This window comes from Pseudomonas sp. RC4D1, from assembly GCF_018390395.1.
GTDB classification, from domain to species: Bacteria; Pseudomonadota; Gammaproteobacteria; order Pseudomonadales; family Pseudomonadaceae; genus Aquipseudomonas; species Aquipseudomonas danubii.
Window position 1 is genome coordinate 210,990 of the sequence record NZ_JAHBAW010000003.1, and the last position, 14,679, is coordinate 225,668.

A 14,679-nucleotide genomic window follows, 5' to 3' on the forward strand; every position below is an offset into this window, starting at 1 on the left:
CTCATCCCCCAGTGGATTCATTTTCAAGATCGGGGGAAGGCAAAGCATGTCTGAAGTTCACAAGTCGAAGTTGGCCCAGGCCATCAAGGTCGGGCTCTGGGGCGCGCTGGCGGTGTATGGCGCGGCGCTGCTGCCGTTGACCGCGGTGGCGGCCAGCGAACAGACGGCGGTGCGCCGCTTCGATATCGCGGCGGGTGATCTCACTGAGGTGCTGAGCCGTTACGCCAGTGCCGCCGGGGCGGCCATTTCCTTCGATGCCCGGCAGACCGCCGGCCTGCGTTCGGCGGGGCTCAAGGGTGAATACGGGGTACAGGAAGGCTTTGCGCGGATTCTCGCCGGCAGCGGCTGGCAGGTCGAGCCGCAGAGCAACGGCAGCTATGTGCTGCGCCCCGTGCCCCAGGGCAGCGGCACTCTGGAGCTGGGCACCACCCAGGTGCAGGGTCAGGAGCTGGGGGCCACCACCGAGTATTCCGGTTCCTACACCACCGGCGCGGTGACCATCGGCAAGGGCCAGCACTCGCTGAAGGAAACCCCGCAGTCAGTGACCGTGATCACCCGCAAGATGCTCGATGACCAGAACCTCAACACCATCGACCAAGTGATGGAAAAGACCCCGGGCATCACCCTCTACGACTCGCCCATGGGCGGCAAGTATTTCTACTCCCGGGGCTTTCGCATGACCGGCCAGTACCAGTACGACGGCGTGCCCCTGGACATGGGCAACAGCTACGTGCAGGCCGACAGCTTCAGCAGCGACATGGCCTTCTATGACCGGGTGGAGATCCTGCGCGGCGCCTCCGGCATGCTCAAGGGCGCGGGCGGCACCGCCGGTTCGGTGAACTTCGTGCGCAAGCGTGGCCAGGCCACGCCCCACACCCAACTGATGATGTCCGCCGGCAGCTGGGACAACTACCGGGCCCAGGTGGACACCGGCGGGCCGTTGAACGATGCCGGCACCGTTCGTGGCCGGGCGGTGGTGACCCAGCAGACCCGGCAGTACTTCTACGACCTGGGGGAGCGCAAGGATCAGGTCTACTACGGCGCCCTGGATTTCGACCTCAGTGACGACACCACCCTGGGCCTGGGCATGGCCTATGAAGACGTTGACTCGCGCCCGTGCTGGGGCGGCCTGCCGCGCTACAGCGACGGCAGCGACCTCAAGCTCGGCCGTTCCACCTGCCTGAACACCGCCTGGAACAACTCGCGCAGCAAGCGCGCGACCTATTTCGCCGACCTCAAGCAACAGCTCAACGATGACTGGGCGCTGAAGGTGGCCGGGGTCTACAGCCGCAACACCCAGGACATCGAGTACGCCTTCCCCAGCGGTTCGGTGCCGGTGGGTGCCAGCCGCTCCAGCACCCTGATGCTGGGCAGCACCTATGACTACGATCAGGTGGACTACGGCTTCGATGCCTATGTCGACGGCCACTTCCAGGCCTTTGGCCAGGAGCACGAACTGACCTTCGGCGCCAACGCCAGCCGTTCGATCAAGGACGACTTCTACGCCGTGGCCGGTTTGCCGCAGCGGCAGAATGTGCTGGACCCCGATCACCACCTGCCCAAGCCCGATGACAGCTACTACGAAAGCAATTCCACCCGGGGCGGCCCCAGTGATCTGCGCATCCAGCAGCAAGGGCTGTATTCCACCCTGCGCCTGAAACTCGCCGACCCGCTGACCCTGGTCATGGGCAGTCGGGTCAGTTGGTACAAGTCGCAGAACGATGCCGTGGCCTACTGGCGCGACACCCGCACCCCCAGCAGTGCCCGTTCCAAGGAAACCGGCGAGGTCACGCCGTTCGCCGGGGTGCTGTACGACCTCAACGACAACCTCACGGCCTATGCCAGCTACTCCAGCATCTTCACCCCCCAGGGCAGCTATCGGACCCTGGACGGCGCCTCCCTCAAGCCGCTGGTGGGCAAGAGCTATGAGCTGGGGATCAAGGGCGAGTGGTTCGACGGCCGCCTGAACAGCGCCTTCAGCCTGTTCCGCACCATTCAGGAGGATGCGCAGCAGGACGACCCGGCCTGCCCGGACAGCACCTGCTCGTTGAACTCGGGCAAGGTCCGCGCTCAGGGCTTTGAAGCCGAAGTCAGCGGTGAGGTGATCGAACGCCTGCAACTGCTGGCCGGCTACACCTACACCCAGACCAAGACCCTGGAGGATGCCGACAGCAGCAAGAACGGCCAGTCGTTCAATTCCTACGTACCGCGGCACCTGCTACGGGTGTGGGGCGACTACCAGCTGGGCGGTGCCCTGGAACGCTTCACCGTGGGGGCTGGGGTCAACGCCCAGAGCGACAACTACCGGGTCTCGCCCATCAGCGGCAATCACATCAGCCAGGCCGGCTATGCGATCTGGAACGGCCGGATCGGCTATCGCATCGACGACACCTGGTCCCTGGCGCTCAACGGCAACAACCTGCTGGACAAGCGCTACTACACCACCGTCGGCACCGAAGGCTTCGGCAACTTCTACGGCGATCCGCGCAACTTCACCCTGTCGGTCAAGGCTGACTTCTAAGCCCGGCCCCGGCTGCGCAGTGCGTCGAGCGCGGATCAGCGCGGTTTGAGGGCGGCCGGGCTGTTCTGCGGAGAGATCTCGCGTTCGCGGAAATAACGCTCCAGCACCCGCGGATCGGCCGAACGTTCGGCCAGGGCCACGTAGGTGTCCGGGCGCAGCAGGTACAGGGCGTTGCGCGCCAGCCCCGCGCGGGCGTGGGCCGGGCACCAGTCGAAGACCCGCAACGGCACCCGGTGTTCGGCGCACCAGTCCTGCACCGCGTTGCTGGTGACGCCGTAGACATGCACCTGCCAGCCCAGGTACTCCAGGCTGTCGAAGTTGTCGTGCTCGCCGTCCCTGACCCAGGGCAGGCGGTCGCCGCCGTGCACCGGGCCGACGCCACCGGCACTCAGGGGCATGCCCCGGTAGTTGAGGGTGATCTGCGACACGGTGCGAAAGAGAAACTCCCGGGCACTGTCGAAGGCGGCGATCTTCGGCAGCAGCAGGGGCGCCAGGCGGGTGCGTACCAGGTAGGCGACCGGGCCGTCGGCGGTGGCGAAGCTGAACACCCGGTCGGTGGTGGCCACCAGGCGCCGGGCAAACTCCATGCGTTCGATTTCATAGCTGTCCAGCAGGCTTTCGGCGCTCTTGCCGCTGAGCACCGCCGCCAGTTTCCAGGCCAGATTGATGGCGTCGCCGATCCCGGTGTTCATGCCCTGGCCACCGGCGGGGCTATGGACGTGAGCGGCATCCCCCAGGAGAAACACCCGTCCCTGGCGAAACTGCTCGGCCACCCGATGGTGCACCTTGTAGGTGGAGAACCAGTTGACTTGGGTGACGTTGACCTTGAGCTGATGCATGGCGCGCTGGCTGACGTCTTCGAAACGCAGGTTTTCCGGGTGCTCGGCGCGCTCGTCGCGCACGGTGCCGATCAGTCGCGCACGGCCGCTGTGGGCCAGGGGAAATACCGCGAGAAAGTCGGCGTCGTCCAGGTCCACGTGCAATTGGCCGTCGATGCTCGGGCCGTCGGCCTCGACATCGGCGACGTAGAACACCTGTTGGTAGGTGCCGCCGGGAAAACCCGTGCCCAGGGTCTTGCGCACCGTGGAGCGGGCGCCGTCGCAGCCGGCCAGGTAGAAGGTCTGGCAGTGTTCCTCGCGGCCGTCGGGGCCACGCAGGCGGGCGTTGATCAGGTGGCCGTGGTCGGTGAAGGCCAACAGTTCGGTGCCTCGCTCGACGCTGACCCCGAGCAGGGCCAGGCGCTCGATCAGCAGTTGCTCGTGCTCGTCCTGGGGAAAGATCTGCAGGAAGGGGTAGGGCGTCAGGTCTTCGCCGATGGCGTTGAACGGCAGTTGCGCGGCCCGCTCGCCGCGGACCCAGAGGTTGACCGCCGGCACGTGGTGGCCGCGTTCGACGATGGCCTGGGTCAGGTCCAACTGGCGGTAGAGCTCCAGGGTCCGGGCCTGCACCGCCAGGGCCCGGGAGGTGGTGCCCGGACCCAGGGTCTTGTCGATGATCCGTACCTTGACCCCCTGCTGGCGCAGCCAGAGCGCCAGCACCAGGCCGGTGGGGCCGGCGCCGATGATCAGTACGTCGCTGCAGTTCATGTGTTTGCCCTCGCTAAGAGATCAACGTTATGCATCTGACTGCGGGCGGCGCCTGCCGCGGGGTCAACGCTGGGCGAAGGCCAGGTTCAGGCCCAGTCCCGCGAAGCTTGCGGCAAAGCTGCGGCGCAACCAGCTCTGCACCTTGGGCGACTCGATCACCGCGGTACGGAACAGATTGGCCAGCAGGCCGTAGAGCACGAACACGAAGAAGGTCATGGCCATGAACACGCCGCTCAGGAGCAGCATCTGCGGGATCGGATCGCTACCGTCATGGGCGATGAACTGGGGCAGGAAGGCCAGGAAGAAAATGGTCAGCTTGGGGTTGAGGATGTTCAGCAGGCAGGCCTTGAGCATCAGCGCGCCGGCGCCGTGGCTCACCGTGTTGCTGTCCACGGCAAAGGCCGAGCGATCACGCCAGGTGGCATAGGCCAGGTACAACAGGTAGGCGACCCCGGCGAACTTCAGGCCCTGGAAGGCCAGGGCGCTGGTGTGCAGGATCGCCGACAGACCGAGGATCGAGGCCAGCAGGTGGGGGACGATCCCGGCGGTGCAGCCGATGGCGGTGAACAGGCTGGCGCGCTTGCCGGCCACCAGGGCGGTGGAAATGGTCAGGATCACGCCGCTGCCGGGAATCAGCACGACAATCAGGCTGGTAAGCAGAAAATCCAGGGTCAACATCCGGGTGTCACTCCATTGAGGGCGGGGTCATCAAAGTACACCCAGCCACACCGCCAATAGAAGGATTTTAGCCTGTAGCCGCTGCTGAGCCTGCGAAGCTGCGCGAAGGTCCGCAGGACCTTGCCTGGCGATCGCCAGCCAAACCTCTATCGATCTTGAGAACCCTGCGTCCCTACGGGCCGTTCGCAGCCTGCGGCAGCGGCTACAGGGGCGTGGCGGGAACAGCGCTCGCATTCTTTGGTCGAACGCCCCATGCCGCTGCTTTACTTGCACGGCCCTCGTCCAGCCATCTTGCGGAGTCCCATGATTTCCCACCGTCTTCTCAGTTGCTGCCTGGGACTGTCGCTGCTGGCCGGTTGCGCCAGCTCGCGCGGCCCCCAGGCGCCGGCGCTGACCCCGGAGCAGATCCAGGCGCGCATCCTGCGCCTGCTGCCGGCCCAGGTCAGCGACCGCCCGGGCTGGGCCCGGGATATCCAGGTGGCCTTCAGTGCCCAGGGCCTTGAGCCGAGCCAGAGCAACCTGTGCGCGGTGCTGGCGGTGACCGAACAGGAATCCACCTTCAAGGTCGATCCGACAGTGCCGGGCCTGGGGCGCATTGCCCGGGAGGAAATCGACCGCCGCGCGGCCAAGGTGCATGTGCCAGCGCTGCTGGTCAGTGCCGCCCTGCAAGTGCGCGGCGCGGACGGCCAGTCCTACAGCCAGCGTCTGGCCAAGGCTCGCAGCGAGAAGGAGCTGAGTGCGATCTTCGATGACTTCATCGGCATGGTGCCCCTGGGCAAGACCCTGTTCGGTGGCTTCAACCCAGTGCACACCGGCGGGCCGATGCAGGTCAGCATTGAATTCGCCCAGCAGCAGGCCCAGGGTTATCCGTACCCGGTGCAGGACTCGATCCGCCATGAAGTCTTCAGTCGCCGTGGTGGCATGTACTTCGGCATCGCCCACCTTTTGGGTTATCCGGTGGACTACCCGCAGCCGCTGTATCGCTTCGCCGACTTCAACGCCGGCTGGTACGCCAGCCGCAATGCGGCTTTCCAGGCCGCGGTGAGCCGCCTCAGCGGGATCAAGCTGGCCCTGGATGGCGACCTGATCCGCTATGACTCGCTCCTGCCCGGCAGCACCGAACTGGCGGTGCGCACCCTGGGCAAGCAACTGGGGCTGCGCAACCCGCAGATTCGCGCCCAGCTGGAAAAGGGTGACAGCCAGGCCTTTGCACAGACCGAGCTGTACCGCCAGGTATTTGCCCTGGCCGACCGCGCGGCGGGCCGACCCGTGCCGCGCCAGCAACTGCCGGGCATCGAACTCAAGAGCCCGAAGATCACCCGCCAACTGACCACCGCCTGGTTCGCCAAACGCGTGGATGAACGCTACCAGCGCTGCCTGCAAAGGCCGCTGTAACCCCAAGGGCCTGCCCGTTGTAGGCGCTGGCTTGCCAGCGAAGACGCCCGCCAGGGCGATGCAAGGCTTGCGGTCCTGTTCGCCGGCAAGCCGGCTCCTACGGCGGGGTCAGGGGCGACGGCGGACGAACTTGCGCCACAGCCACACCCACAGCATCGCGAGAGGGAAGGCCAGGATCACGAAAGGCAGGGCATAGCTGCCTTTCTCCAGGGCTTCGGCTGTGCCGTCGGACAGGTTGTCCAGCAGGTTGCTGAAGGCGCGCTTGAGGCTTGAACCGCGTTCGGCGCCGTTGCTGGGCAGGAAGTTCAGGGTCAGGCGGTTGGTGTCCAGGCGACGTTGTTGTCCGGCAGCTGTCTGGGCCAGTGCTTGCAGGTCATTCTCGATGCCCGCCTGCTCCTTGCTCAGGGCGATCAGGTCGCTGACGCTGATGTCCTTGCGCGCCGCCAGTTCATCCAGGCGCTGTTGCTGGGCCTTGAGTCGCTGTTGCTGGCGTTGCACATCGGCCACGGCATCGGCCAGGTCTTCGGCGCTGGTGATGCGCTCACCCAGTTCGGCCCCTTGAGACGCCTGCTGGACGATGGGCTCGACCCCCTCCGGAACGATTCGCAGCACCACCCGGGCGCGGTACGGGCCTTGCTCCAGGAGCAAGATGTTGCAGGGGCCGAACTGGGCTTTTTCGCAGGCTTCACGGGTTTGTGTCAGGTGCGGGCCGATTTGCTCGGCAGGCAGGGACAGGGTCAGTTCGTGCTCGTAGGCCAGCAGGGCGCCGGCCTTGCCCTGGGCCCCACCGAGGGCCACCGCAGAGCTGTTGTGATCACTGGGAGAGCAGGCGCTGAGGGCCAGTGCACCGAAGAAGGCAAAGGCCAGTCGGCGGCGGATGGCAGGGTGATCGTCCTGATGCTGCATGGAGGCTCCTTGAGTACTTGAAATTGCGGCTAGTGCGCAGGTGCGCATCTTACTGCTGTTCCCAGGATCACCACGATCGCGGCGCAACTTATTTTCGCCAATTTGCCTGGCTGATGCTCATAGGCATCGTGGTCAATCAGGGCTACACCTGTCGCCCTGTGCAACCCTCTGTCACCCAGCGGTTCAAGGAGAGCCTCATGAGCCAATCGGACATCCCCCAGGGCTTCAGTCCCTTGCCCCGCAGCAGCCCGCTGCTGGAGTTGATCGGCCCGGTCTATGGTCGCGGCAGTGGCCGCGAGCTGTGCCTGGGTCTGCGTGCCGATGCCCGCCACGCCAATGGCCGGGGCACGGTGCATGGCGGCATCATCGCCACCCTGGCGGACGTCGGCATGGGGTATGCCATGGCGTTTTCCAGCGAACCGCCGTTGCCGCTGATCACCGCCAGCATGACCCTCGACTACCTGGGGGCGGTGCGGGTGGGGGAATGGATCGAGGTGCGCCTGGAGCATGCCAAGCGCGGTCGGCAGATGGCCTTTGCCACGGTGCTGTTGCGGGTCGGCGAGCGTGAAGTGGCGCGGGCCAGTGGCGTCTTCGCCGTCCCAACTGCAGCCCTGTAGCCGCTGCTGAGCCTGCGAAGCTGCGTAAAGGTCCGCAGGACCTTGCCTGGCGATTGCCAGCCAAACCTCTATCGATCTTGAGAACCCTGCGTCCCTACGGGCCGTGCGCAGCCTGCGGCAGCGGCTACACAAATCCCGGATCGGCATTGGCCCTGTAGCCGCTGCTGAGCCTGCGAAGCTGCGCGAAGGTCCGCAGGACCTTGCTTGGCGATTGCCAGCCAAACCTCTATCTATCCTGAGAACCCTGCGTCCCTACGGGCCGTGCGCAGCCTGCGGCAGCGGCTACAGTTGCTTCCAGTCCAGGCCGAAGCGCGCCAGGTATTTGCGCAGGCGGTCGGCGTCGTTGGGGTTGGCCTTGCCCAGGCGTGACACGCCGAACAGCCGGCGCCCGGCGTCCGACAGGCTGTCGGCGCGACGGCATTCGGCAATCACCGCCTTGAGTTGCAGGCGGTCGAACAGGTCCAGCTCTACCTCGTCGCCCAACAGTTGCTGCAGTTCATCCTCGGCATTTTCCAGGCCCCAGGCGTGGCGCAGGCGCTGGATTTCCTCCTCGACCTGGGCCTGGTCGATGCGTCCGCTGTCGGCCAGGGTGGCCATGCGGGTGATGGACGCCGACAGCTCGCGGAAGTTGCCCAGCCACGCCGCTTCGCTGGAGCTGGCAAAGGCCAGGTAGCGACGCCGTGCTTCCAGGTTGAAACGCACCAGTTGCCCTTGCTCCCGGGCGTGGCGTTCCAGCTCGAAATCGATGTTCGGCTCGATGTCCTCGCGGCGTCCCGCCAGCCCCGGCAGGTTGAAGGTCCAGAGGTTGATCCGCGCATACAGGTCTTCGCGGAACAGGCCCTGGGCCACCCGGCCGCGCAGGTCGCGGTGGGTGCCGGCGATGATCAGGAAGTCACTCTCCACTTCCTGGTCCGCGCCCATGGGGAAGAAGCGCTTTTCCTCGATGGCCTTGAGCAGCATGGCCTGTTCGTCCAGTCCCAGCTCGCCGATTTCATCAAGAAACAGCATGCCGCCGTGGGCCGCCCGCAGCAGGCCCTCCCGGGCGTTCTGGGCGCCGGTGAAGGCGCCCTTGATATGGCCGAACAGCGCCGACATGGCGCCGTCACCGCGCAGGGTGGCGCAGTTGACCTCGACAAAGCGTCCCTGCACCTGGTGCCGGCCGCGCTTGAGTTCATAGATGCGCCGGGCCAGGAATGACTTGCCGGCACCGGTGGGGCCGATCAGCAGCATCGGCGCCTTGGAGCGCACAGCGACCCGCTCGATCTGCTCGATGGAGCGGTTGAACGCCGGGTTGCGGGTGGCGATCCCGGACTTGAGGAAGGCCAGGCCCTCCAGGCGCTTGTGGGCAAAACGCGAGGCGATGCGGTCGTAGCGCGACAGGTCGAGGTCGATCAGGGCGTGGGTGCCGGTGGCGTGCTGGTCGGGGTCGCGGCGCCGCGCCGGCGAGGTCTGGATCAGTCGGGCAGGGAGGTAGCGCGCCTCGGTCAGCAGGAACCAGCAGATCTGCGCGACGTGGGTGCCGGTGGTGATGTGCACCAGGTAGTCCTCGCGCTCGGTGTCGAACGGGTAGGCGCTGGTGAAGTCGTGCAGGGCGGCGTACACCTCCTCGAAATCCCAGGGATTCTTCAGGCCCATGGGGTGCAGGCGCACTTCGGTTTCCGGCGACACCTGGCGCACATCGTTGGCCACCCGTTCGGCCAGGCTGATATCCCGGGCGTCGAGGCCGTGGAGCAATTCCAGGCGGTTGATCAGCACATCCTGCTGCTGGCACAGGCCGACCGTGGGGCGCCAATGGCTCCAGCGGTTGGCACCCTTGCCGACGCGATCGAGGGTGGAACCGACAAAACCGATGGCGACCGTGGACTTGCTCGACATGTTTATACCTGAAGATAAAAAGCGATAAGTAAAGATATAAAATTATCGATGTGTTTGTCTTGTCGAATGCCAAGTGAAAAATCGATTAAAAATAAAATCGTTATAAATCAATGGCTTGAAAAATAATTTTCTGAAAAATCAAAACCTGGCACAGCGGCTGCAATGTATCTGGCAACGAACGAGACAACAGAGCGAGACGCCAAGATGGCCAACTTCCAGCTGTTCAACACCCAACAGGCAAAAGCGCCAGTGAGCACCACCCTGAACGCTTCCAAGGCCGGGGCTTATGCCTACAACGCCAAGCATCGCCTGGCCCAGCTGGCGGTCACCGGTTGCCTGAACTCGACCTTCTACACCTCGCCTGAAGGTCAACTGGAAGCGGTGCTGCAACTGGTGAGCGAGCTGGACAGCCGCTTCGTCGCCCAGGCCGCCCGTTACGCTCGGCAGCAAGGCCATATGAAGGACATGCCGGCGCTGCTGCTGGCGGCGCTGACCGCACAACGCTCGGTCCTGGTACCGGAGCTGTTCGCCCAGGTGGTGGACAACGGCAAGATGCTGCGCAACTTCGTGCAGATCCTGCGCAGCGGCGTGACCGGGCGCAAATCCCTGGGTTCGCAGCCCAAGCGCCTGGTGCAGAACTGGTTGAACAGCGCCAGCGAGCGTCAGCTGTTGCAGGCCTCGATCGGCACCAAGCCGTCCCTGGCGGACGTGGTGAAGATGGTTCACCCCAAGCCAAGTGAAGCCTGGCGTGAAGCCTTCTTCGCCTGGTTGATCGGCAAGCCGGTGGATGTACAGGCGCTGCCTGAGCTGACCCGCGAGCTGCTGGCGTTTCGCAGTGGTGCGACAACTCAGGTGCCGCAGGTGCCGTTCCAGTTGCTCGGCAACGAGACGCTGAGTGCTGAACAATGGGCGGCACAGGCCCGCAACATGGGCTGGCAGGGGCTGCGCATGAACCTCAACACCCTGGCCCGCCACGGCGCGTTCCAGGTGCCGGGTTGCAGCGAGTACGTGGCGGCGCGGCTGGCGGATGCGGGGGAGGTGGCCAAGGCCCGGGTCTACCCGTACCAGTTGCTGGCGGCCTACCGCATGGCTGGCGAGGACGTACCGCAAGCGGTCCGCGAGGCGCTGCAGGATGCCCTGGAGCTGTCCCTGGCCAACGTGCCGGCGCTGGCGGGCAACGTGGTGGTCTGCCCGGATGTCTCGGGCTCGATGCACAGCCCGGTTACCGGCTATCGCCAGGGCGCCACCACGGCGGTGCGTTGCATCGATGTGGCGGCCCTGGTGGCGGCAGCGGTGTTGCGCAAGCAGCCGGCGGCGCGGGTCATGCCGTTCGAGCGGGGTGTGGTGAACATTCACCTCAACCCGCGGGACAGCGTGATGAGCAATGCGCAGAAGCTGGCGAACATCGGCGGAGGCGGGACCAACTGCTCGGCACCCCTGGCCCAACTGGCCAACGCCAAGAGCCGCGTGGACACCCTGATCCTGGTCTCGGACAACGAGTCGTGGATCGATGCGCGGCGCCACGGCGCTACGGAAACCATGCGCCAGTGGGAGCGGATCCGGGCCATCAACCCGCAGGCGAAGCTGGTGTGCATCGATATGCAACCCGGCGCCACGACCCAGGCGCCAGACCGCGAGGACATCCTCAACGTCGGCGGCTTCAGTGACGCGGTGTTCGATGTGATCGAGCAGTTCACTGCAGGCAACTACGGTGCGCAGCACTGGGTCAAGGCAATCGAGGCGATGGCGCTCTGATCGCTGGAACATGAGATAAACCGTGCGCCGGCCCGCCGGCGCCCACCACAGATTTTTTGATCATTGGCCCTGAATGCCGCTGTGACTACATCCAAAGGCGTCTCAGCAAATTTTGTCAGGGCCGGTGAGGGCACGAATGCCAGTGGCTGTACATCCTGGTTAAGCCGGTTCGAATCCGGCCATCAGTCACTACTTTTGTCGTGCCACCTTTTTTGCAGTTTTTGCGACGAATGCGGATGGAACTACATCCCAGGTTCGGGATGCGGGTTCGATTCCCGCCGGTGCTGGAAAACGGCGCCGTGGTTCAATGGTCAGAACACGAACGCATTGTTCCATCGACTCTTGTCGTCGCATCTTTTCCCCCGCCTCGGCGGGATGGCAGCGAATGCCACGGGTACTACATGGTGTCGCGGGTTCGAGCCCCGCCAGCCGCAAGGCTGTAGCTCAGTCGGTAGAGCAAATGTGCCTGTTCCCTTGTCGCTGCCCGCAGGCCCGGCCTGCACCGATTGACCCGGCGAATGCCGGTGGAACTACAGGACAGCGAGGTCGCGGGTTCGAGTCCCGCTCACTAGCTCAGAGGCAGAGCGCGCTGCATGTTCCACCTTCACTGGTCGCCGTCTGTACCGAACACCGCAACTCCGTAGGAGCTGGCTTGCCAGCGAAGAGGCCCTTGAGATCGTCTGCTGCGCCCCGGCTCCTACACAATCTATTGAACAAGGCCGAATCAGCGGCCACAGGAAAAAGAGTCAACGACATGGAACACAAAACCTACCAACTGCTGGAAGTGGCCAACGGCAAGCCGATCAAGATGTGGACCCAGGGCGTGCCGGTGGAAAACGAAGCGCGCCAGCAATTGATGAACACCGCGAAGATGCCGTTCATCTTCAAGCACCTGGCCGTGATGCCCGACGTGCACCTGGGTAAAGGTTCGACCATCGGTAGCGTGATCCCCACCGTAGGCGCGATCATTCCGGCGGCGGTCGGGGTGGATATCGGTTGCGGAATGATCGCTGCCCGTACCTCGCTGACCGCCTCCGATCTGCCGGATAACCTGGCCGGATTGCGTAGCGCCATCGAGGCCGCGGTGCCTCACGGGCGTACTTCGCCCCGTAGCGGTCGCGATAAGGGCGCCTGGGGTGATGTGCCGCAGCAGACCGATCAGGCCTGGGCTGCGCTGCACCCACGCTTCAAGGCGATCACCGATAAGTACCCGGCCCTGGCCAACAGCAACAACCGCCAGCACCTGGGAACCCTCGGCGGCGGTAACCACTTCATCGAGGTCTGCCTGGATGAGGCCAACCGTGTCTGGTTCATGCTCCACAGCGGTTCCCGTGGCGTCGGTAACGCCATCGGCAACCTGTTCATTCATCTGGCACAGGCCGATATGCGTCAACATATCGCCAACCTGCCGGACCGCGACCTGGCCTACTTCGAGGAAGGCAGCCAACACTTCGACGATTACGTGGAAGCCGTGGCCTGGGCCCAGGATTTCGCCCGGCAGAACCGTGAGCTGATGATGCAACTGGTGATCCAGGCCACCCGCAAGGTGATCAGCAAGCCCTTCGAAGTGGCGCTGGAGGCAGTCAACTGTCACCACAACTACGTGCAGAAGGAGCGCCACTTCGGTGAAGAGGTGCTGGTGACCCGCAAGGGCGCGGTATCGGCGAAGAAGGGCGAGCTGGGGATCATTCCGGGGTCGATGGGGGCCAAGAGCTTCATCGTTCGCGGGCTGGGTAACGAGGAGGCGTTCTGCTCCTGCAGCCACGGTGCCGGGCGTACCATGAGCCGCACCAAGGCCAAGAACACCTTCACCCTGGCCGACCAGATCCGCGCGACCGCCCATGTGGAGTGCCGTAAGGACGAAGCGGTGATCGACGAAATCCCGATGGCCTACAAGGACATCGACCAAGTGATGCACGCCCAGCGCGAGCTGGTGGAAGTGCTGCACACCCTGCGTCAGGTGGTGTGCGTTAAGGGGTAGAACAATGGACGACATGGACGCCTTGATAGCGGCGCCGCCCGGCTGGCATTACCAGCTGAGCGACTACGAAGCCCGCCGCGTGCGGGAGGTGATGGACGAATTGGATCGGCACAGTGCCTGGCTGGAACTGAGCCGCTTTGGCAACGGTTTCGTGCGTCAGGCCGCCGTGCGCGGCCTGGCCGCACAGCCTTCGGCTGAGGCCCTGGCGGCCTTGCTGGAGCGCCTCAACGATTGGGTGCCCCAGGTACGCCAGGAGGCTGCCGCGGCGGTCGAGGGGTATCTGGCACCAGAGCGCGCCGAGCTGCTGTTGCAGAGCCTGAAACCTCTGCTGGCCCTGGCCGGCAAACAGCGCGCCGACCACGGCGCGACCCTGGAACGGGCGCGTTCGGTGTTGCAGTTGGCCCAGGTACGCGAAGAAGTTGAAGACGCCTTTGGTGATTGCCGGGGCAAGGCCGCACGCTTTGTCTTCGAGCTGTTGCTCGAAGGGGCGCAGGATCGGGCAGCGCTGCTGGCTCGGGCTCTGCGCCACAGTGAGGTCAGTGTGCGGCAGATGGCCGTGGATGCCTGCGCCGAACTGCCGGCCGCGCAGGCCGTGCCTCTGCTGGAAGAGGTGATGCACAGCTGCGGGGCCAGTGTGCGGGTCAAGGCGCTGCGCTTGCTGCTGCCGTTGCTGGCCGATCCTCGCGAGTATCTGAGTCAGGCATTGCTGGACCCTTCGGGGGCCTTGCGTTGCCTGGCCCATTGGGCCGCGCCCCGTCATGGGCTGGACCCGCGCGAGGTGTTGCTGCAACGGCTGCAACAGCCGGCACCACGGAACAAGCGTGCTTGGCTGGGCCTGTTGGGGCTGGTCAAGGAGCTGCAGGAACCCATGGCCGACGCCATGGTGCGACAGGCCCTGGCCTCGCCGGCGCCGAGTGTGCGCCGGCTGGCCCTGCAGACCCTGGGCGAGCGTGGCATGGCCGAGCAACTGGCGGCCCTGGACGACGCCTCGGACAAAGTCTTCAACTGCGCCCTGGGCCTGTTGCACGAGCAACCCTGGGCGGTGTTCGACGAGGTCCTGGAGCAGCGTCTGGACCAGCACTGGCACGACCTGCCGAAGGCGCGGCGCTGGGCCCTGCTGGCTCTCAAGCCGGGCTGGCGCCAGTTGGAATACCTGCTGTGGCGCCTGGGGCAGGGCGGCAGCGAGGCCGCCTATTGGCGTGAGACTCTGGCGCGCTGGTGCGATAGCCGCTACGGGATGTTCGATCCGGTCACCCCCAAGCCGCTGCGCGAAGCCATGTTGCAGCGTGTGCAGGCGATGGAGGCAGCCGGTGAATTGCCCGCAGGTTCGGCCCAGCGCCTGCTTTGAAAAATGGAGAGAGCCTT

The 14,679-nt window shown here is 65.1% G+C and carries 10 protein-coding genes; 6 read left to right on the plus strand and 4 right to left on the minus strand.

Annotated elements, in window-relative coordinates:
- Positions 1-46: 46 nt before the first annotated feature.
- Positions 47-2,521, plus strand: coding sequence for a TonB-dependent siderophore receptor (locus KHO49_RS25925; protein ID WP_213666075.1), 2,475 nt, complete (start codon positions 47-49; stop codon positions 2,519-2,521).
- A 35-nt stretch (positions 2,522-2,556) separates the two neighbouring features.
- Here the strand turns inward: KHO49_RS25925 and KHO49_RS25930 are convergent, their stop codons facing one another.
- Together KHO49_RS25930 and KHO49_RS25935 are read right to left on the minus strand one after the other, a co-directional pair.
- Positions 2,557-4,107, minus strand: coding sequence for an FAD-dependent oxidoreductase (locus KHO49_RS25930; RefSeq protein ID WP_213666076.1), 1,551 nt, complete (start codon positions 4,105-4,107; stop codon positions 2,557-2,559).
- A gap of 63 nt (positions 4,108-4,170) precedes the next feature.
- A complete protein-coding gene (locus KHO49_RS25935) occupies positions 4,171-4,785 on the minus strand; it encodes a LysE family translocator (protein WP_110595926.1) in 615 nt (204 codons plus the stop codon).
- 303 nt (positions 4,786-5,088) lie between these two features.
- Here KHO49_RS25935 and KHO49_RS25940 point away from each other — a divergent pair, with 303 nt between their 5' ends.
- Entirely contained in the window at positions 5,089-6,180 is a 1,092-nt protein-coding gene (locus KHO49_RS25940; protein ID WP_213666077.1) for a DUF1615 domain-containing protein, read from the plus strand.
- Between the two features lie 108 nt (positions 6,181-6,288).
- Here the strand turns inward: KHO49_RS25940 and KHO49_RS25945 are convergent, their stop codons facing one another.
- Entirely contained in the window at positions 6,289-7,086 is a 798-nt protein-coding gene (locus KHO49_RS25945) for a DUF4349 domain-containing protein (protein ID WP_102880000.1), read from the minus strand.
- 197 nt (positions 7,087-7,283) lie between these two features.
- Here KHO49_RS25945 and KHO49_RS25950 point away from each other — a divergent pair, with 197 nt between their 5' ends.
- Entirely contained in the window at positions 7,284-7,703 is a 420-nt protein-coding gene (locus tag KHO49_RS25950) for a PaaI family thioesterase (protein ID WP_213666078.1), read from the plus strand.
- A gap of 282 nt (positions 7,704-7,985) precedes the next feature.
- Here KHO49_RS25950 and rtcR read toward each other — a convergent pair whose 3' ends face one another.
- Positions 7,986-9,578, minus strand: a complete 1,593-nt coding sequence (gene rtcR / locus KHO49_RS25955; RefSeq protein ID WP_213666079.1) for an RNA repair transcriptional activator RtcR — start codon at positions 9,576-9,578, stop codon at positions 7,986-7,988.
- Between the two features lie 204 nt (positions 9,579-9,782).
- Here rtcR and KHO49_RS25960 point away from each other — a divergent pair, with 204 nt between their 5' ends.
- From KHO49_RS25960 to KHO49_RS25970, 3 genes are all read left to right on the plus strand, one after another.
- Positions 9,783-11,333 (plus strand): vWA domain-containing protein, encoded by a 1,551-nt coding sequence (locus tag KHO49_RS25960; RefSeq protein WP_213666080.1) that lies wholly within the window; start codon positions 9,783-9,785, stop codon positions 11,331-11,333.
- 754 nt (positions 11,334-12,087) lie between these two features.
- A complete protein-coding gene (locus KHO49_RS25965) occupies positions 12,088-13,314 on the plus strand; it encodes an RtcB family protein (RefSeq protein ID WP_060838629.1) in 1,227 nt (408 codons plus the stop codon).
- Between the two features lie 4 nt (positions 13,315-13,318).
- Positions 13,319-14,662, plus strand: a complete 1,344-nt coding sequence (locus KHO49_RS25970) for an amino acid adenylation domain-containing protein (RefSeq protein ID WP_213666081.1) — start codon at positions 13,319-13,321, stop codon at positions 14,660-14,662.
- The last annotated feature ends 17 nt before the right edge of the window (positions 14,663-14,679 follow it).

Bases quoted from the DNA above. Each gene is read 5' to 3' on its own strand.
- KHO49_RS25925 (WP_213666075.1), top strand. From the start codon at position 47: ATGTCTGAAGTTCACAAGTCGAAGTTGGCCCAGGCCATCAAGGTCGGG.
- KHO49_RS25930 (WP_213666076.1), bottom strand. From the start codon at position 4,107: ATGAACTGCAGCGACGTACTGATCATCGGCGCCGGCCCCACCGGCCTG.
- KHO49_RS25935 (WP_110595926.1), bottom strand. From the start codon at position 4,785: ATGTTGACCCTGGATTTTCTGCTTACCAGCCTGATTGTCGTGCTGATT.
- KHO49_RS25940 (WP_213666077.1), top strand. From the start codon at position 5,089: ATGATTTCCCACCGTCTTCTCAGTTGCTGCCTGGGACTGTCGCTGCTG.
- KHO49_RS25945 (WP_102880000.1), bottom strand. From the start codon at position 7,086: ATGCAGCATCAGGACGATCACCCTGCCATCCGCCGCCGACTGGCCTTT.
- KHO49_RS25950 (WP_213666078.1), top strand. From the start codon at position 7,284: ATGAGCCAATCGGACATCCCCCAGGGCTTCAGTCCCTTGCCCCGCAGC.
- rtcR (WP_213666079.1), bottom strand. From the start codon at position 9,578: ATGTCGAGCAAGTCCACGGTCGCCATCGGTTTTGTCGGTTCCACCCTC.
- KHO49_RS25960 (WP_213666080.1), top strand. From the start codon at position 9,783: ATGGCCAACTTCCAGCTGTTCAACACCCAACAGGCAAAAGCGCCAGTG.
- KHO49_RS25965 (WP_060838629.1), top strand. From the start codon at position 12,088: ATGGAACACAAAACCTACCAACTGCTGGAAGTGGCCAACGGCAAGCCG.
- KHO49_RS25970 (WP_213666081.1), top strand. From the start codon at position 13,319: ATGGACGACATGGACGCCTTGATAGCGGCGCCGCCCGGCTGGCATTAC.